This window comes from Pontiella sulfatireligans (assembly GCF_900890705.1).
In the GTDB taxonomy this organism is placed as follows: domain Bacteria; phylum Verrucomicrobiota; class Kiritimatiellia; order Kiritimatiellales; family Pontiellaceae; genus Pontiella; species Pontiella sulfatireligans.
Map to the genome: position 1 here is coordinate 174,481 of NZ_CAAHFH010000004.1, position 18,914 is coordinate 193,394.

Here is an 18,914-nt window from a genome sequence, read left to right on the forward strand (position 1 = left end):
CTATTCAATGTTCAGCTGAACAAACTTCACAGTCGTATTCGTGGTCGGGATCCTGTTAACCACGGTATAGAAGCGATCGTCGCCTTCCCATTGAACGAGGGTATTGACAACCGCATTGGTCACATCTGTGAAACCCGTATACTGCAGGTTATCTGTTTCCGTCAGATTGTGGTCCGGCGACGGCTCTTTCACCATCGCATGCCGGACGACAAAGTAGTTCGTATCACCACCGTTCTCAAGTGACGTAACCATCTCCGTATAGCCTTGGTCGTTGACATCCAGCGGATCGCCGCCCAGACCCCATTCCGAGGCATTGTTGTACCCGTCGTTATCCGGATCGGTTGTGCGGACCGCATTCTCGTTATAGAGGCTGACAGTGTCGGCCCATTTGTCGAAGTCATTTGCGGCAGACCCGGTTGTCACTGACATCTCGATGACCGCAGATTTCCCGCTTACATCCCAGACATAGTAACCAACGGCATCAACGGCGGTGAGGCCTGCCACCGGGGCATAGGTCAGATCAAGAGGATCGGCCATCATGGTGGTCGTAGAACTGGTAGCGATTTCTATTTCCGCCCAGTTTGCATTGCCCATATCCGTAAGGTTGACAAGCGCGTTCTGAGCACCATCGAAGTCAGTCTGGCTGATGTACCATGTGCCGGCATTCCGGATCGCAAAGCGCATTTGAGTACCCGATAGACTACGAGCATACGCTGCACTGTATACATTATTCGCCATATCGAGCGGTGCCGCTGGTTTCATATATACCACTGCTGTATTTGTCGCCAAAGCAGTAGCGCCTTGTACAATGCGATCGGAGGGGTTCGCGAAGCTATCTATACCGGTCTTGCCATCAAAGGACGCGCCTACAGACATCTGCAGAACACCATACAGAGATGGAGCTTCACTGTAGTTTGCCTGGGTCGAGTGCATTAACGCATTATCTGTTCCATTGCCTTCGCTGAATATCACATTGCCAACCACTGCATCGGGCGTACGTGTAAAGCCGATATCTGAGCCAACGATGTTTTTAGATGGACCCCAACGGAGTTCCGTGACTTCAACCGTACCTAGAGCACGGGCAATCAGGATTTCCGAGTCTTCGCTGTCGACACTTCCCGGATAATTAGCAACGAACTTGTAGAAGTACGTGCGTTTGTCGGTCAACTTAGCGCCTTCGTCGTCGTCCGTATAGCTGAACGGAGGAGCGGCGAACGTAATGTTGGTGATCTCCGTGTATGGCCCTACATCCGGATTCGTTCCGTCGGAACGCCAGATGGAGAAGCTGTCGGCATCAACGGCACCTTCCCACGTCAGATCAAGCTCCAGGTTGCCGTTAGCCGCGCCCAACTCAATGGGAGCAAATGCCTCGAATCCGTTGTTCGTGTGCGTGAGCGAAAGCGAGTCGATCGATACATTCACCGGGTTAACTGCGCCTAAGCCTTCTTCCAGCGCCTGCGCATCATGGACTATACCGAAATACACGACATCAGCCGGCCAGACATTATCGGGCTCGGAGTCACCACCTTGCAGCGAGCCAGGATAAATATATTGAGGAATAATGTCCCATGTATTCGAACTCACAGCTACGTCGACCGTCAACACGTAGGCATTGGTTACCGAGAGTTTCCGGATTTTCCAGTTCACCGTGATCGGTTCGGTCACGAAGCTGGGGGCACCGTTGGAAGAGTCATCGCGCCACTCAGGGTCCCAACCGACATCGCCGCGTTGTAATGATATTCCAGGATCATTGAAGCTGTTCATGTTGAAGCCAACTTGCACAGCGCCATTGCCTTGCGTGCGAACCGCAACCAGCGCATCTCCGCCACCATTTGACGCCAGAAGATCGAGTTCCTTGTCGTCGGTGACGCCAAATGAGAATATATGATTGTTCCCCAGATCGGCCACCTGCTGGATATTTTCCACGACATCATCGGAATTGGTTACATAGAGGCCCGGCTCCGGTTCGACATTCAGGCTGAACACCGTGGTGCCGCTCCAAGCCGCATTGACGCCATTCGACATTATTTTGTTGTAGATTATCGCGTTGCCGACATTCGTGTTAAAACTGCCTGTAAAGGTCGCGGTTTCGGCAAATCCGGATCCGGAGGAATCCACGTTGAAGGCATCGTCAGCTTGCGCCGCATGTGCTATCCAGCTATTTTGACCTACAATATTGCCATCCGCATAGTCGGAGGAATCAAAGGTGGTGTCAAATATGGGGCCGGTGACAGCCGTATTCGGTTCGCCCAATACAGGAGCGGAATCCACAGAGGGTACGCCGGCGCCATTGGCGGTCACAATATAAGTGTATTCAGTGCCGTTCACGAGGCCAAGATGTTCATAGCCGTTTGTAGTAATAGCGCTGCCGCCGCTGAGAACATTGGTGACGCCTGCGGTAATCAGCTTCACGTCATAGGATGTAGCCTCAAGGACATAATCCCAGCTCAGGTTAACGAATTGGTTGCCTGATTCAGCGCTGACGTTTGGCGCAGCGAGCGGTACCGTTACACCTGATTCTTTGATTATACTCAGGTTGTCGATTTTGATGTCGACGACTTCTGTATCGTTTGAATAGGTGGCGGCTTCGACCTGCCCCATTAAGATGTAGGGCGTTGCGAAGGCATATAGCTCCGGTTTTGTCAACGTCACTTCATTGCCATAAAAGTTGGTGTGGGTGACCATGTTGCTCACAGAAGCACTCATGGTGTAGTAGTCGGTCAGTTCGCCGGTGCCGTTGCGGGTCTTGCGAACGTCCCATGTGAGTCGCAGCTTGTCGGTCGTGATGTCGTTGGTGCCGTTCCATCCAACGTCCGCGGCATCAATATTCATGAAGAGGCCATTTTCGCCACTACCGTTATTGGATCTGAAACCGACTCTTCCGTCATCAAACGAGGCTACACGCACAAACAGCTGATTCGTGGAATCGACGCTGCTTGACAGATTGGTATTGATGACGGTGGAAAGGCCCAGCCGCCATATATCCCCAGCCGCGTCATCAAACCCACTGGCGGTGGACAACGAGAGTTCGAAATCCACTACGCTGGTCCATTGGTCGTTCGCTTCATTGCCTGCCGAGGCTCCTGTGAGGTAAACAAAGTCGCCGGTATTGGTGTCAACCCCGTCCGTTGGGGCCGTGTCTATAAAACCGTCATTTGCGGTATCGGTGACATCGAATGCGTTGGCGCCGGTATTGGCCACCGCGGCCCAAGCCGCGTTGTTGACCAGGTCACCGTTGAGATATGTACCGTCGCCCGGATCGCTTGTGAAACCGGTGTCGATAATGGTCGTTTGCGCCTGCGCGCCGATTGCTGTGGCCATTAAGGCCGCTACTATTGCTGTGTACCTGGCTTTCATCTCTATCCTCCTGGTTTTATGCATTAGTCCTGCATTCATTCGATGAGCTTGCGTCATCTGCTTTCTTCCTGCCACTGGATATAAATAATCGTTTCATCATTTATAAACATATTAAGCTGGACCCGTTCATGAAACATACCTTTGCCCAGCTACAGTTAATAATTAACCAAAAAAAACAAAATCATACTCAACACTGAGCATCATAAATTCAACTGAGACTGTCAATTATGCTAAATATGCGGTATTTTAATGGATTAACGGAAGTTAGTACCCCAGAGTGAAAAAAAACTACAGCAGAGATGGACCGAAGGCTATGCCCTAGGCATTCGCCTATAAAACAGAGATAACGTTTTCTCCATTGAAAAACATACCGAAAGTGAACCTTTCAGGAATCAGGTCTTACCGGAGTGTTTCCGGGGCGCCCTTCGATCTAAGGTGCCGAGGAATCGGCGCGATACTGCGATGGCGTTACACCATACTGCGCCTTAAAGAGACGACCAAACTGGGTTGACCCGTCGACGCCGACTTCGTAAGCAATCTCTGTTATATTCAGCGAACTCTCCGCCAGTAGCCGGGCAGCCGTTTTCAGCCGCACCTCATTGATCATCTTCATCGGTGTGTGGTTTGTGATGGCCTTCATTTTGCGATGCAGTGTGCTCACACTCATGTGCATTTCTTCGGCAAAATGATCAGGATTGAAGGTCGGTTCGCCCATATGCTCTTCCACCACACGGAGAGCCTGTGCCAGGAAATCACGCTCCATAACACTTTCCGGAAGCGCTTGCTCGGACATGGATGAAAACTCCACCCCCAACCGTTCCCGGAGTACGCGGCGCGATTCCAGCAAATTATGAATCCGAACCTTGAGCAACCCCATGTGAAACGGCTTCGTGACATAATCGTCCGCCCCGGTTTCCAATCCTTGGATCTGGCTTTCAACGGAATCCTTTGCGGTCAACATAATGACCGGAATATGTGAAGTATGCGTGTTGCTCTTCAGCTCCCGGCAGAGTTCAACGCCATCCATGACCGGCATCATCAGATCCGTAATCACTAAATCAGGAATCGACTCCAACGCCTTCTCCAGCCCGACGCGACCATTCCCGGCGGTCACAACCTGATATTCATCCATCAATTCCAGCTCAATCAGTCGCTGCATATCAGAATCATCTTCAACAACCAGCAACGTCGGTTTTTCAATCTCTTCGTCAGCCGATGCGTTAAATTTTCGGATCATATTGAATCTCCTGTTGCTGGCAACTTGCCAGAAGCATTGTTCGGGGGAATGGGTAAAGAAACAATAAAGCGTGTGCCCGGATTCTCCAGCTCAGCACGAACCGGACTTTCAGCCCGGATAGTCCCGCCCAGAAGTTCCACGAGCTCTTTGGTCAAGTTCAGCCCAATACCGGATCCATCCACAATCGACTTTTCGGGAATTCGGTAGAACCGATCAAAAATACGCTGCAAGTGAACCGGCTCTATCCCCGGCCCCGTATCCTCCACTTCCAAAATAAGCAGCTCGCCCCCTTCTTCAGTCATGCGCTTGCTGAGTGCCACCCGAACCTCGCCGCCTGATGGAGTAAATTTGATGGCATTGTTAACCAGATTTTGAACAATCTTTTTCACCATCTCCGCATCGAACCAACCACACCACTGATCGGGACTGGTCACCGTGCAGCTGATCTGTTTTGCGATGGCCGCCTGCTCCAACCGTTCGATCACATCGCGCACACAAACCACAATATCCCCTTCGGCGATATCGACCCGCATTTGTCCCTGTTCCAGTTTTCGAAAATCCAGCAATTGGGAAGCCAGATTCCATACGCGACTCGCATTGCGCTGGGCCATGGAAAGCATTTCACGCTTTTCGTGATTTTCTTCCGATTCAAGCAAACGCTCTAACGGTCTTAAAATCAATGTCAGCGGCGTACGGAGTTCATGCGATATATTCGTGAAAAACCCGGTCTTTATCTGATCAATCTCAACCAGATGACGGGCACGATCTTTTAGCCGTTTGTCATGGAAATAAATGAGCACCCCGACAAACGCGGTGGTCACGATGGTCATCATCAGAACCATGCCGACAAACCAGCCCCTTTTCCAGACCGGCAACGCTACCGAAAAAAAGCTTATCGCCGGCGTCGCATCGACATTAAAGTCACGATCGCGCGCGCGCACTTCCAGCGCATGCTCCCCGTTGTCTAAATTGAGAAACGTCTTGCTGACTTCGTAAGAAAACGGAGCCCACTCCCCGTCATCTATTCTCCAGGAAAATTGCAATTGGTCGCGCCGGGTATTTGACCACACGTCCCGCCCGGACCATGAAATATGGATATTCCCTTCGGAATCCACGTGCTCAAGATGGTTTTCAATAAAGGTATCCGGAGACTGATCATCGCTCACATACCGAACGGTGCGATACCGTTCCACGCTATCAATGTTCATGGAAACCTGTGATGACCGCACATCTTTACTCGTGAAATTGAACCAGACAGAACCGTCTGCCGATTGTCGCATACTGCCGCTTCTGGTCGACATTCCGAAGTCGGAACTGAACATGTTTCCCATCCAGCTCTTCCCGTCAAAACGGCTGATCCCAAGATCAGATGCCGCCAGCAGTGTTCCATCCATCAGCGGAAGCAAATCGACAACAAGTTTCCCGCCAAGCGCATCTTTACCGGATATTTTTCTCCATCCGGACGCCTCTTGCCGATAGACGCCGGTTAAGCCTTTGGCGATCCACAAATGATCGGTACCGTCCACAACCATATCCTGTGTATGAACCGTAGGGAGTTGAGGTACAACTTCGACCTTTTCCTTCGCTATGTCATAACGCTGAACCACAGGAGCCCCGAGCCAGAGGGTTTTGTCCCGGGTTTGCGCCATTCGCGCAATGGTATAGGGAAATACACTCGATGCATGATGCCTCAAACACCGGACCTTGCCGTGCGAAGTCACTTCATATTGCAGCGCTCCCCCGGTGCGGTTAGCCGGGAGACCCAATCGGTCGCCCATGGCCCCGAACCACATGGTGCCGTCCGCACTCTCAAGCACGGCTCCTTCAATCATCATACCGAATTCCGGATGCTCAAACCGCGTCCATTTCATTCCGTCAAAGACGCCGATGGCCGCACGCCCTTTATGACTGCCCGCCGCCCAAACCAGCCCATGACTGGAAACATGCAGAGACCGGGGCCAATCAATCACTCCATCAGCCAGCTTATAATATATCCAATCCCCGGTCGTAGGGTTATGCGAAACCACACGACGGGTTCCGGTCAGAAACCACTGCTTTCCACCCGGTTCGTCACACTCATAATGAAGGTCTTCATACGTCAACCACTGCCCATCGCCGGGATCCATGGCATAGACATAACCGCCACGCCCAATCACCCACCATTTTCCAGCGGCCGTTTCGTGAATTCTCAGAGGACTGCTGGGCAGTCCCAGTCTGGATGGGGAATAATAGGTCCCCCCGGACGCCTTGATGGAATAGAGCTTGCCTGTCCCCCCTGCCCAAAGCGTTCCGCTTTTATCCTTTATCAGCGAATAATAACCCTTCTGAGAGTCCGGCAGGTCCGCGACGGTCCAGGTCCCGAGAGCTGGGTCAAAGAACCAGATCGCGTTATTAGCATTGTTGTCCACATACCAGATCTTGCCGTCCGGGCCGGGGCATATCCGCGGCTCACGCCCCGTACTCTCAAGTTCAACCGGATAACTTTCCCAATCCTCTTCATATTCCGGAGAAACTTTTAGTAAAGGGATATGTATTAATTTTGCGGACTTTTGGAATGAGTTCAGGATGACCCAGATATCCCCCTGCTCATCATGGCACATCGTCGTCAAACGTTCTGCAGGCCCGCCTTCGAGCAGTATATACTGCTCCGTCAGATCTTCGCTGATACGCCAAAGTGCATTTTCGACCAGCAACCAAATCGTACCGTCTTCCGCCTTTTCAATCCGGGTTTGATACGAGGGATTTCCAACGTTTGGAATAACAACGCTCCATTCCCCGTTTATCCAGCGCACCAGGCCGGACTCTAGTACGACAAGGAGGCTTCCATCCTGCAGGCAGAGCACGCCCATGGCCCAGGGTTCGCGGTTTTCATTGTGTGCAATGCCCGACAGAAGTTTCTCATCAAACGGAATCCGCTCCACCTCAAGCCCGTCATACCTGGCCAGCCCGCCGATGCAACCGAACCAGAGCAATCCGTCCGCCGCTTCATCCATGCAGAACACGCCCTGCTCCGCGAGCTCTTCCATCTCCTGCCAACGCCAGGGCTCCAGCACCGGATCAGCAATCCGAGGAACATATGAATCAGCGGCAACACACCCCAGCGGGAGCAGCAGACTTAAAATTATGACTTTCCAGTTCATTACAACACGCATACCACAGACACTCGAATCATGCACGACCGTATTACCCAGCCCCGAAAAATTAAACGTCCGAAAACGGATTCCTCATTCAGGCATCGATGTTTTCAAAATCGTTATTTTTTGGACGGATGTAAGTTGATAAGCCCCGATCTCGGCAGGAATCAGGACTGACTCTCCTTTTGCAACCGATTCAACCTGTCCATCCCCATACGTCAGTTCAAATCCACCCTCGGCAGAAAACAAAGCGTGGAAACTTTGTCCCTCGGTATTTTGCTCCGCTCCATCTTCTACAGTAATCTCATCCACCACAAAGAAGTCGGACGTGCAGATGTTCCGAACATGGGAAGAAACCTGAACCGGTTTACATACCGGATCATCCGCGTCGTCAAAATCAATCACCTGCAGCGCTTTATCCAGATGCATCTCGCGCGGTTTTCCGTCGTTGCCTACGCGACCCCAGTCATAGACACGATAGGTGGTGTTTGAGTTTTGCTGGATCTCAAGGATCAGACAACCGGTATCAATCGCGTGCACCCTGCCGCCCGGCACAAAAGCCGCCCCGCCCTTTTCAGCCGGCACCGCACGGAGGATCTCTTCAAAAGATTCATTTTCCATCGCCCGGATAAAATCATCGCGGGTCGTTCCCGGTTTGAGACCGCAATAGATCTGCGAAGGCTCGTCGTTCAAAAAATACCACATTTCGGTTTTCGGTTCTCCCTGCACCCCTTCAGCATTTCCATTGTTTGGATGAACCTGAACACTTAAAGGCTTAGCCGCGTCGATCAGCTTAATCAGCAGCGGAAAATCATTGCCCTCAACGTTCGACCCCAGAATTTCAGCGGCGGATTGCTTTATTACCTCCGACAGCGTTTTTCCGGCCAGCTCTCCGTTCGCAACCACGCTTTCCCCATCCGGATGGGTGGATATTTCCCACGATTCGGCATAAACACCTTCCGGCGCTTCCCGATCAAACAGGGAAGGAAGTCGCGTGTTGCCCCACGGATAGTCCTTGTAGACGGGCTTAAACATGAGTGGATATAAATTCATAATGGATACCTTAGTTGTATTGGATAGATTCCAGCGTCACAGCTTCAACGCGCATGTTTTTAAAGGCCTTGTGATTCGGCGTCATCATGACCCGCCCCAGACAGGCCATCAGGAACAATAAATATTTCATCAATGAATATGCGCCGGCGGTGTCAGGCGATGCTTTTCAGCGGGCCCCAACCTTTACGTGGTTCGCGCCAGGCCAGTTCGTTAATTTTCGGGTCACTCGTAATTTCACCGGCTTCGTTCAATACCAGTTTCTTTCCGGCGCGGGCACAGAGGTTACCCAGCTGAATATTTGCGGTCATCGGTCCGGAATAGGAAAAGTTTGACTGGCTGAATTCGCGCGGTTTTTCACCCCGGCAGGCCATCAAGAATTCAGCATGATGCCCCGGAGAACGCTCCAACAACTTTTCCGGACGCCCGAATTCTCGGCGTTTCGCTTCGGGAATAATGCGCGGGCTGTTCCAGTAGTCGCCCTGAACCAGCATCTTGCCTTTACTGCCGACAATCAGGTTTCCAGTCCTTGGAAGTTTTGACCCGTCCTTGATCAGCTCTTCCGGCGTTTCCGGCATGTAGGCTTTACCCTTCTTGTCCTTGCCCTCGTACCAATAGGTCGCAAATCCAGGACGCTCCTGCGTCGCCCGATACGTATTTTTGACCACCATGCCGGCCGGATATTGATCCCGCACTTTACCATTCATTTCCAAAGGTTGTGCGGTTTCGGCATACCCGGGATTCATCAAGGCATAGATGCCGTCGGTGGTGTGACAGGCCATATCGCCCAGCGCGCCGGATCCGAAATCAACAAAACCGCGCCAGTTCCACGGATGATACGGCCCTCGCGGAGTTCCATCTTTCGCACGAGGGGAATGCTCATTTGGACCGACATACTCCCTGAATGCGGCAGACCCCAGCCAGGCATCCCAGTTTAGATAACCCGGCACCGGTGAGGTGTAGTCCGGTTTGTCCCCACCCTGCGGCCAGACTGGACGATTGGTCCACGTATGAAATTCTTTCACATCTCCGATCGCCCCGCCCTTGACCAGTTCGTAGGCCACACGCCACCCTTCCATAGCATGCCCATGATTCCCCATCTGGGTGACAACGTCCTTGTTCTTTTCATAGGCTTGTGTCAGCAACTGCGCTTCCCGCACTGACCAGGTCAACGGTTTTTCCGTATAACAATGAATTCCCATGGAAACAGCAGTCATACTGGGAGCAAAGTGGGAATGGTCCGGCGTGGCCACAAAAACCACATCAATCTCCTTACCGTGTTTCGAGAACACTTCACGCCAATCGGTATATCCTGCGGCACCGCTCCAGCCTTCTTTGTCCAGCACCCCTCCCCACGTCCGTTCATCCACATCGGCAAAAGCTACGCATTGAAGCCCTTGATTATGGCATTCCAGCGTATGGGTCTTGGCCTTACCACCCACTGCCACAAAGCCGACCTGCAGTTTCTCGTTCAAACCCCGCGCACGTACAATCCCCGGAAAACCAATCGATGCCGCAGCACCTGCTTTCAAAAAACCCTGTCTATTCAATTTCATCAGTTTGCTCCGTCCTGAGTTATTTACTCTATTCGTTTCTCTTAAAGTGGTCCGAATGCTAGTCGATACGAGTCAGCAGCATCAACCGAAAGTCCATCACCTGTGCACCGAGGATTTCCAAAGCCTGAAGTTTCAGTGTGCCCTCGCCTTTTTTCAGGATAATCGTACCGAAGGTAACACGTTTAAAATCCTTGTTGTACGACTCGGTTCGTTCAACCCGGTCGCGTTCCATTCCGAACAGTGGCGGATTATGAGCTTTAGTAATTTTACCAACCATTTTTTCGTCGTTAAAACTAAGCTCAACCGTTGAACCGGCATCAGCATCGGGGCAGGTGTAGAACAGTTCGACTTTATACTTTCCCGTCTGCCCTACTTCGCAATGCCATTCGATCGAATCCTCAAGACTCGTCCAGTTCGTAAAGTAGGAATCGTTGGCATGCTTGCAGGAACGCTTGATGCCGCCCTTGCCCACACCATCACGGGCAGGAATCTGCGTCATCTTCGCTCCGGGATGGCCGATCACAAAAGGACGATGGTCAAATTCCTTACCGTGCCGGCTCACCATTTCGGCCCGCCATTTCTCGGCATATTCCTTTAACGAAGCCGCGGTTTCCGGAACCTGATCGTTGATCGCTGTACGTTGTCCGGGATCCGTAACCATATCGTAAAGATTGCCTTTCTGATCCAAACGATAGCCCGGCGTGCGAATAGAAAGCTTGTGCCAATAATGGGCCAGCGTCCGGTCCGGCCAGTTATTCACTTCACCGAAAAGTAAAGGTTTCAAACTCGTTCCATCGATCGGCTTTGTTCCAGACATTGGAACATCCGTCAAATCGGCAAGCGTCGGCAACAGATCATAAGCGGAACAGATCGGGAGCACTTCCGTACCGGGTTTTATTTTGCCCGGCCACCGGATAAACAACGGCGAGCGCACGCCGCCTTCGTCCGTTGATCCTTTTTTGCCACGCATGTCGCCGTTCCACCGGTTGCCGTTGGGACCGTTGTCGCAGAAGTAGACCACAATGGTATTTTCCGCCAACTTCAACTCATCGAGTTTCGAGAGCAGCCGTCCCACATTCCAGTCGATGTTCTCGCACATCGCCAACGCGGCACGGGTGTGATCGATGTTTTCTTTCTTTTTATCGCGGTGGTCCTGTGTCAGTTCCAAATCCTTAAACTTGTTCCACCAGCGGTCAGGCACCTGCATGGGTGAGTGCGGCGTATTGAGCGGCAGGTAGACAAAGAACGGTTTCTCCTGATGCGTCTCAATATAATCCATAGCACGTTCGGTAAAGTCGTTATTCACATAACCGGTGCCCGTGGTGATATCCCCGTTATGGTCGATCATGGTGTCGTAATAGTTGCCCCAATGCCCCGAACAGAAACCATAGAACTCATCAAACCCCCGCGCATTCGGATGATAGGGAAACTGCATGCCGCTATGCCACTTGCCGAAAGCCGCCGTTTTATATCCCGAACGTTGGAATAGTTCTGAAATCAGAACTTCGTCCGGGTTAATCCGTTCTCCACCAGCGGTCACCCCGTAAACCCCGGTCCGGACATGATGCCGCCCCGTAAGAAACTCGGCCCGTGTCGGCGCACAGACTGGACTGACATAAAAACGGTCAAACATTGCACCGTCCCGCGCCAGGCGGTCCACGTTGGGCGTATCAATGGCCGTATTGCCGTTGATACTCAGATCGCCCCAGCCCTGATCATCCGTAAGTATGACAACGACATTCGGCTTTGCCGAAATATGAAACGTAATTAGTGAAATGGCTATAACAGTTAAAAATTTCTTCATCTATTGTCCTGCATTAACGGCGCCTCGTTTCTTCACTCCTGCGAGGTGCGGTGAATCCGTTTTTTCCAACCATTGGACGAGCAGGCCTTTCATGAACTCAGCCTGTTTCCTGTTTTTCTCCGCCTTGGGGTTGTTGCCCAGCAGGTTATTCATTTCCAGCGGATCATTCTTTAGATCATAGAGTACGTTCATCACCTTGGAATCAGCCGTGTTGGGAATAAAATATTTCCATTGTCTAGTACGGACCATCAGGTTGGGCTGCACGGGACCGCGCCAGTTCCATTCGGCCACTGCACACGCATCCTTTTCGTTCGATGTTCCTTCAATATAACGTCGCAGACTCTCTCCATCGGACGCGGTTTTCTCTATTCCCAGATAATCCTGAATAGTCGCATAGAGATCGATCTGAGAAACCGGCGCATCCACCTTTGTTCCGGCCTTGATTCGGCCCGGGAAGCGGATCATCAGCGGAACATGGACCGATTCTTCGTAGAATATATTCTTTTCGCGCATGCCGTGCGCTCCAAGCATTTCACCGTGGTCGGAGGTAAAAATGACCATCGTGTTTTCCGCAATACCCAGCTCATCCATTTTATCCAGGATTTCGCCCAGCCAGATGTCTATCTCCTTCACCAACGCATAATAGTTGGCGATCATATATTTTATTTTATCGTGATCCCGATACTGCGATAGGCGCTTGCGCCCGTTTTCATTGATGTAGGGCGAGTTATCCATTGGATCATCAATGCTTTCCGGAACCGGCATATCCTTCGGCTTATACATTGAAGCATAGGGTTCCGACGGCGTGATCGGCGAATGCGGACAGTGGAAAGAACAGTGCAGCGAAAACGGTTCGTCCCTCTTCGCAAGGCGCTCCAGCGCCGCGAGGGTCTGCTTGGCCTGAACGGCCGTAATCGTATGTTCCTTCGGCACGGTCGAGATACCATGCTGATCCGGCTGAGCCACTTTCAACTTATCCCCGTTTCCATCCGTCTTTATGCCCGGCTCCATGCCATAGCGCGTGTCGAGCGGATTGGGTTTATAGGAGCGATGATCGAAGGTTTGTTCCTGCAGGCCGGAGTTGGCATATTCCGGATTGTTGTAGAGCTTGATTCGATTGACCTTACCCTTGAGATAGCCTTCATATTCCTTCGAGAGACCAGGCCCGCGCTCCCATTCATGCATCCCGGCGGGTGCAACAGCATTATCGTATTTCAAGGCACGCCCCAGCGGAGCGTGCCACTTGCCATAGTATTCCGTACGATAGCCCGTATCCGACAACAGTTCGTCGTAGCATGGCATCGGGGTGATATCCCGCTCATCGGTGGCCATATTGGTGCGCACCTGAGTCTTTTCAACCGAGCGGCCCGTCATCAGGCTCGTACGGGCGGGACCGCAAACCGGACACTGAGAATTTGCGAGTGAAAAATAGGCGCCCTCTTTGCCAATCCGATCCATGTTCGGCGTTTTCAGGATGGTGTTTCCTGCCAGGCTCAGCGCATCGAACCGCTGTTGATCGGTCATGATAAACAGCAGGTTCGGGCGCTGCGTTGCTTTGGCTTTCGATTGCAGAACCGCTAAAGTGGCGGTCGCGGTTAGTGTAGTAAAAAAGCGTCTATTTATCATATTCTTCCCTGTTAAACTCATCCTCTCCGCTTCGCTCCGAGAAGACTACAAAGACACTCCTTCGTAGTCCCGTCGTAGTGTAACGGAGACGGATCTCGGCTAGGACGAAACAGAGTGCTGGCGGCTTACGCCCCCAGTCTCCAATTCCGCCACTTCAATCGTAATGATCTTACCCTTCGGAACCGATAGGGAAACCGCGCCATCATTCAACGAAATCTCTTCGCCGCGCTTTTCAATCATGTTGTTTTTCCAAGCCTTGGAAACCGGAAGACCAAACTTAAGGATACCTTCCTGCGTTTCTTCGGTCGGGTTAAACAGGCGGACAATGATTGCATCGCGGTCTTCCGCTTTTTTAACAGCGGAGAGTACCAGCGAATCGTTATCAATTGCATAGTGCGATGCGACCGTCGGCAAATCGCCGCCATGATTCATCGAAATCTGCGTTGCGGCCGGTTTGGCATTCAGCTTGTCGGCCTCGGCATACACCTTTCCTTCATCCCAGTTGCCCGCGTGCGGATAGATGGCATATTCATAATCGACAGTCTGCAGCATCTGGCTGCCGAGCGACTCAGGGAATTCGGAAGATACGCGCGATTCGGTGCAGATCCGGTTGCGCATGGCGCGAAGCAAGGTGAGTGCGATGGTACGACGATCATCATCGACGAGCTGGAACTCGGTCAGACAGTTATTAAGCACCGCCACGCCGTTGGTTCCATCGGAGGCATCGCAGAACACACTCATCGGGCGCAGTGCCATTTCCGGGTAAAACTTTCCGTCGTCATCAATTTCATGAACCATGCCGCGACGGTCCACCGTGAAGTGTCCGGCCGCATCGGAAAAGTCGGTCTGGATATCCGATGGAATCATCAGGCGTACGCGATGGTCCTTCGCCGTGTTATCGATGGAGGTTTTCACCTTCACGTGTTTGCTGTCTTTGTTCAGCATGATGCGCGATGTGATCTTCATTTCCACCAGACGCTCGCTTCGTTTTCCGTAACCCTGTACCCGAACATTGCGGTATTCCGCATGTGCCGGAACCTGCATGGTGGTTTCAATGCCGATCGTGGCGCTCAGCGGTCCGTTGTCTTCCATCCAGATGCGTGATCCAAAGCCTCGGCTGGTAATAATCTGGTTTCCGTACGGTGCATAGTAGGCCCAGTAGTCGCCCGTGTCGCCTTCGTCTTCAAAGTAATGCATGCCTTCAATCACACGCCCGCTCTGCTTGTCGGTCAGATCAAAGGTGCCGTCGGAATTGACGACCACTTTCAAGAAATCATTTTCAAGTTTACTGGAACCCTGTCCGATAAACCCGCCGGCGCTCTTGCGCATCGCCGGCCACCATTCTTCTTCACGCCAGTAGCTACGATCATTCACAACCTTCACCACTTTATATCCACCCGCCGGAATTTCGCCGGTATCGAGATAGAGCTGATGGCGGTCGACATAAAACGGCCACGGCCGCGCTTCAATGTCGTGCACCGGTTGTTTGTGTTCATCGCGGGTAATTTCCTGTACGGCAAGTCTGGAGCCATCGGCATCTTCGATGCCCAACGTCCAGACATCGTCGTCCTGCGGCGTATCGATGCCGACGCGGATCACTTCACGAACCGGACGAGGCTGCGGGTTATGCAGAAGCAACAGCGTATCGGTCTGACCGTATGCAGAAAGGTCGAGTTTTTTCAGCATACCGGCCATGCAGTCTTCATAAACGGTTTCGCTGATTTCAATGGCCTGGTTGAGGCGATAGATATTATCGTCGACGGTCTTATCCTGCGTCACCCCGTTGATGGAATCGTGCGGGTGCGCTTTGAGCAGATAGTTCCACCCTTTGGAAATCATGCCGGACGAATGCGTTACCCCCAACGTGGCCAGCGTAGCTGCCAACGGCTCCGTGCGGCGAATCATGGAATTTTCCGCGGTCTTGTTCAGCTGCTTGATATGGATGCGGGTTGCCAGCGCATTGGCCGAAGCGTGGCTCGGTTCACCGTCGCGCAATTCGCCCTGCACCACGGGAACAATGGAACGGTCGAGGCGCTCTTCCACACCCTGGAAATATTCTTTCAGCGTGCCCATACGGAATTCGATTTCCGGAATGGCCTCATTGGAGTCCTTCACCATTTGCGGCAGGTATGGATTCGGCGTAGAGAAATCGCAGCCGCACATGAGCAGGCGCCAATCGTCGACCAGCGTCTTGTCCATGTTGTCCCAGGTGCGCTGGGCAGCGTCTTTCACATTTTCCTTGAAGTAGCCGTCTTCGTGGTCGATGCGGAAATAGTCGTTCTGATAGTTGTTTTCGTCGGCGCGATGATACGCCACGCCGGTTTTGCCCCAGTCCCATTTATACTGGTTGTCGTCGTAGATGTTGTTTAGACGAACCGGGAAGTGAAGGTAAAAATAGCCATTCTGACGCGTAAAGTGGCCGAGGCGCGACGTCAGCAGCTCAGAGCCGTCCGGTGCGGTCCACATAAATTCGCAGTGCGGAGCACGCTCTTCAGACACTTTTTTGGCGGCAACGGCATAGTTGATGCCGATGTCTCTATAGATCTGAGGGAATTGGGCGGTCTGCCCCCAACCAAAGGTGTGGTAGGCAATCGGATTGTATCCACCGAGATCTTCAGCAAAACGAATTCCTTTGTTCAGGTTGCGCACGAGACATTCTCCAGAGATTGGAAAAAGGTCGGGCAGCGTGTACCAAGGCCCTACGGACAGTTTACCGGCTTTTACCAGCGCTGCGATACGATCGCGGTTTTCCGGTCGGATTTCCAGATAGTCATCCAGACAGACCGTCTGCCCATCCATCAGAAAGCTCTCATAGCTTGGATCGTTTTCCAGAATATCGATCAGCCAATCCATGAACTCCAACAGCAGGGAGCGGGTTTTCCAGATCGGATAGCGCCATTCACGGTCCCAATGCGTGTGCGCAACAACCAGAGCAGTTTTCTTCGACATAATACGTTTCCTTTAGTTTCGGTTAAAATAGGATTGACGAATCAATAGCCACTATAGGATAAACGTTTTATCTCACAAGCACATTTTTAACTAATTGGAGCATTACATGCATTTTCCAGACCTTGGAAACTCGGCGGAGTCGCTTGGACTCGTTGAACTCGAAAAAACATCCGACCTTCGTTTTTCCGCTGGAAAAGACGGTGTTCAGGCCGTGGCCAAAACCGGCGATGGCAAAGTCGAATTCATCGGTTTCGAAAATAATACCCTGGCGTTGGTGAATTCCGCATTGGGCTATCCGGCCTACTACCCGGTCCCGGCACTGGATAAAGAGGAGCCCATTAAAGCGGTCCTCATGGATCTCGACGGTACCACCGTGCATAGCGAGGAATTCTGGATCTGGATTATCCAGCTCAGTACCGCCAGCCTTTTGGACAATCCCAAATTTGAATTGGAAGACGCCGACCTCCCCTATGTATCCGGCCACTCGGTATCTGAACACCTGCAATACTGCGTCAATAAATACTGCGCCGACAAAACGGTTGAAGAAGCACGTAACTTCTATTTCGAGCACACCCATCGCGAAATGAAGCTGATCCTTGATGGCAAAGGCAAACCCGGCGCGTTCCGCCCGTCACCCGGCATTAAAGAATTCCTGCTCGAACTGAAAAACATGGATATGAAGCTCGGTTTGGTGACCTCCGGCCTTTACGAAAAAGCCTATCCCGAAATCCTTGATGCCTTCAAAACACTTGATATGGGCGATCCGGCCTACTTCTATGACGCGATCATCACCGCAGGATTTGCACTGCGCAAAGGCGAAGCCGGAACTCTGGGCGAACTTTCTCCGAAGCCCCACCCGTGGCTCTACGCCGAAACAATGCGCGTCGGCCTCGGCATGGACTTCAACCAGCGCTACTCCGCCATCGGCATCGAAGACAGCGGCGCTGGTATTGTTTCCATCCTGCTGGCCGGTATGCAGCCGTGGGGTATCGGCGGCGGAAACATCAATCAATCCGGAACGCGCGGCCTTTGTTCACACTACTTCAAGGACTTCGAAGGCCTGCTGAGCAAAATCAAGGAGCGCATCTAAATTGTGAACCACGAACCACATGAAAATAAAACCTGCAGGTACTTTCGTGTATTTCGTGGTTTAACCAGCACCCAGGTCAGTACAATCATCCAATGCAAATAGCGTCCACTCTGAAGGAGTTCAATCAATGACAAAAACACGCGACAACAACATGCTCTATAACCGTGTTGGAAACAGCGGCCTCAAACTGCCCGCCATTTCTCTCGGAATGTGGCACAACTTTGGAAAAGACGATGATCTATCCAAACAGCTGGACTTGCTGACGACCGCCTTCGATCTGGGCATTACCCACTTTGATCTGGCCGATAACTATGGCGGCGGATTCGCCGAGGTCAACATCGGCGGCTTCCTGAAGAACGAGTTTAAAACCCACCGCGATGAACTGATTATTTCTTCTAAAGCCGGGCACCAGATGTGGGACGGGCCTTACGGCGACTGGGGTTCGCGCAAACATCTGATCGCCGGCATCGACCAGAGCCTGAAACGCCTCCAGCTCGACTATGTCGATATCTTCTACCACCACCGCCCCGATCCCGAAACCCCAGCCGAGGAAACGGCGCGCGCGCTGACCGATATTATCCGTCAGGGTAAAGCACTCTATATCGGTATTTCCAATTATTACGGCGCACCTTCACGCAACATGATCCAGTTGCTGAAACAGGAAGGCGTCCCCTGCCTGATCAACCAGCTCCCCTTCAATATGTTTGATCAGAACGCGGCGGACTCAGGCGAGTTCCATGGATTGGAAAAGGATGGCCTCGGATGCATCACCTTCAGCCCATTGGCGCAGGGTCTTCTTTCGGGCCGCTATCTCAACGGCATTCCTGAGGGGTCCCGGGCTGCGACCGACGGCACCTGCCTTGAATCCGAACGGATCACCCCCGAGCTGCTCAAAAAAGTTGGTGCACTGAATGCGATCGCTGAAGAACGCAGACAAAGCCTGGCTCAGATGGCGCTGTGCTGGAATCTGGACTTCAGCCCCGTGGCATCCGTCCTCATTGGCGCCAGCCGCCCTGAACAAATTAAAGAAAACGTCCAGGCTTTGGAAAATCCATCCTTCACCAACGAAGAGATGCAGCAAATCACTGATGCGTTGAACGCATAAAAAGGA

Annotated in this window: 10 protein-coding genes; 2 read left to right on the plus strand and 8 right to left on the minus strand. The window is 52.2% G+C overall.

Annotated features, from left to right (window positions below; genetic code table 11):
- The 8 genes from SCARR_RS27720 to SCARR_RS27755 all read right to left on the minus strand — a co-directional run bounded on the left by SCARR_RS27720 (position 1) and on the right by SCARR_RS27755 (position 16,713).
- A complete protein-coding gene (locus SCARR_RS27720) occupies positions 1-3,357 on the minus strand; it encodes a hypothetical protein (RefSeq protein ID WP_136065988.1) in 3,357 nt (1,118 codons plus the stop codon).
- A 430-nt stretch (positions 3,358-3,787) separates the two neighbouring features.
- Positions 3,788-4,594: a response regulator transcription factor gene (locus SCARR_RS27725; RefSeq protein ID WP_136065990.1), complete on the minus strand. Its 807-nt coding sequence runs from the start codon at positions 4,592-4,594 to the stop codon at positions 3,788-3,790.
- Entirely contained in the window at positions 4,591-7,734 is a 3,144-nt protein-coding gene (locus SCARR_RS27730; protein WP_168433677.1) for a sensor histidine kinase, read from the minus strand. Before SCARR_RS27730 ends, SCARR_RS27725 begins: the two co-directional genes overlap by 4 nt.
- 84 nt (positions 7,735-7,818) lie before the next feature.
- Positions 7,819-8,781, minus strand: a complete 963-nt coding sequence (locus SCARR_RS27735; protein WP_136065994.1) for a type I phosphomannose isomerase catalytic subunit — start codon at positions 8,779-8,781, stop codon at positions 7,819-7,821.
- Between the two features lie 152 nt (positions 8,782-8,933).
- Positions 8,934-10,334 carry a Gfo/Idh/MocA family protein gene (locus SCARR_RS27740; protein WP_136065995.1) on the minus strand — a complete coding sequence of 467 codons (1,401 nt, stop codon included), beginning with the start codon at positions 10,332-10,334 and terminating at the stop codon, positions 8,934-8,936.
- Positions 10,335-10,392: 58 nt separating this feature from the next.
- Positions 10,393-12,138, minus strand: coding sequence for an arylsulfatase (locus tag SCARR_RS27745; RefSeq protein ID WP_136065997.1), 1,746 nt, complete (start codon positions 12,136-12,138; stop codon positions 10,393-10,395).
- Entirely contained in the window at positions 12,139-13,764 is a 1,626-nt protein-coding gene (locus tag SCARR_RS27750; protein ID WP_168433678.1) for a sulfatase-like hydrolase/transferase, read from the minus strand.
- 99 nt (positions 13,765-13,863) lie between these two features.
- The gene (locus SCARR_RS27755; RefSeq protein WP_136066001.1) at positions 13,864-16,713 is read right to left on the minus strand and encodes an alpha-mannosidase; all 2,850 of its coding nucleotides are present in this window, start codon (positions 16,711-16,713) and stop codon (positions 13,864-13,866) included.
- 106 nt (positions 16,714-16,819) lie between these two features.
- On the opposite strand from SCARR_RS27755, the gene SCARR_RS27760 reads away from it, so the two are divergent.
- Both SCARR_RS27760 and SCARR_RS27765 read left to right on the plus strand, forming a co-directional pair.
- Positions 16,820-17,803, plus strand: a complete 984-nt coding sequence (locus SCARR_RS27760; protein WP_136066003.1) for an HAD family hydrolase — start codon at positions 16,820-16,822, stop codon at positions 17,801-17,803.
- A 127-nt stretch (positions 17,804-17,930) separates the two neighbouring features.
- Positions 17,931-18,908 (plus strand): aldo/keto reductase, encoded by a 978-nt coding sequence (locus tag SCARR_RS27765; RefSeq protein WP_136066005.1) that lies wholly within the window; start codon positions 17,931-17,933, stop codon positions 18,906-18,908.
- Positions 18,909-18,914: the final 6 nt, after the last annotated feature.

Excerpts from the sequence above, each read along its gene's own strand:
- SCARR_RS27720 (WP_136065988.1), bottom strand. The coding sequence starts at position 3,357 with ATGAAAGCCAGGTACACAGCAATAGTAGCGGCCTTAATGGCCACAGCA.
- SCARR_RS27725 (WP_136065990.1), bottom strand. The coding sequence starts at position 4,594 with ATGATCCGAAAATTTAACGCATCGGCTGACGAAGAGATTGAAAAACCG.
- SCARR_RS27730 (WP_168433677.1), bottom strand. The coding sequence starts at position 7,734 with ATGAACTGGAAAGTCATAATTTTAAGTCTGCTGCTCCCGCTGGGGTGT.
- SCARR_RS27735 (WP_136065994.1), bottom strand. The coding sequence starts at position 8,781 with ATGAATTTATATCCACTCATGTTTAAGCCCGTCTACAAGGACTATCCG.
- SCARR_RS27740 (WP_136065995.1), bottom strand. The coding sequence starts at position 10,334 with ATGAAATTGAATAGACAGGGTTTTTTGAAAGCAGGTGCTGCGGCATCG.
- SCARR_RS27745 (WP_136065997.1), bottom strand. The coding sequence starts at position 12,138 with ATGAAGAAATTTTTAACTGTTATAGCCATTTCACTAATTACGTTTCAT.
- SCARR_RS27750 (WP_168433678.1), bottom strand. The coding sequence starts at position 13,764 with ATGATAAATAGACGCTTTTTTACTACACTAACCGCGACCGCCACTTTA.
- SCARR_RS27755 (WP_136066001.1), bottom strand. The coding sequence starts at position 16,713 with ATGTCGAAGAAAACTGCTCTGGTTGTTGCGCACACGCATTGGGACCGT.
- SCARR_RS27760 (WP_136066003.1), top strand. The coding sequence starts at position 16,820 with ATGCATTTTCCAGACCTTGGAAACTCGGCGGAGTCGCTTGGACTCGTT.
- SCARR_RS27765 (WP_136066005.1), top strand. The coding sequence starts at position 17,931 with ATGACAAAAACACGCGACAACAACATGCTCTATAACCGTGTTGGAAAC.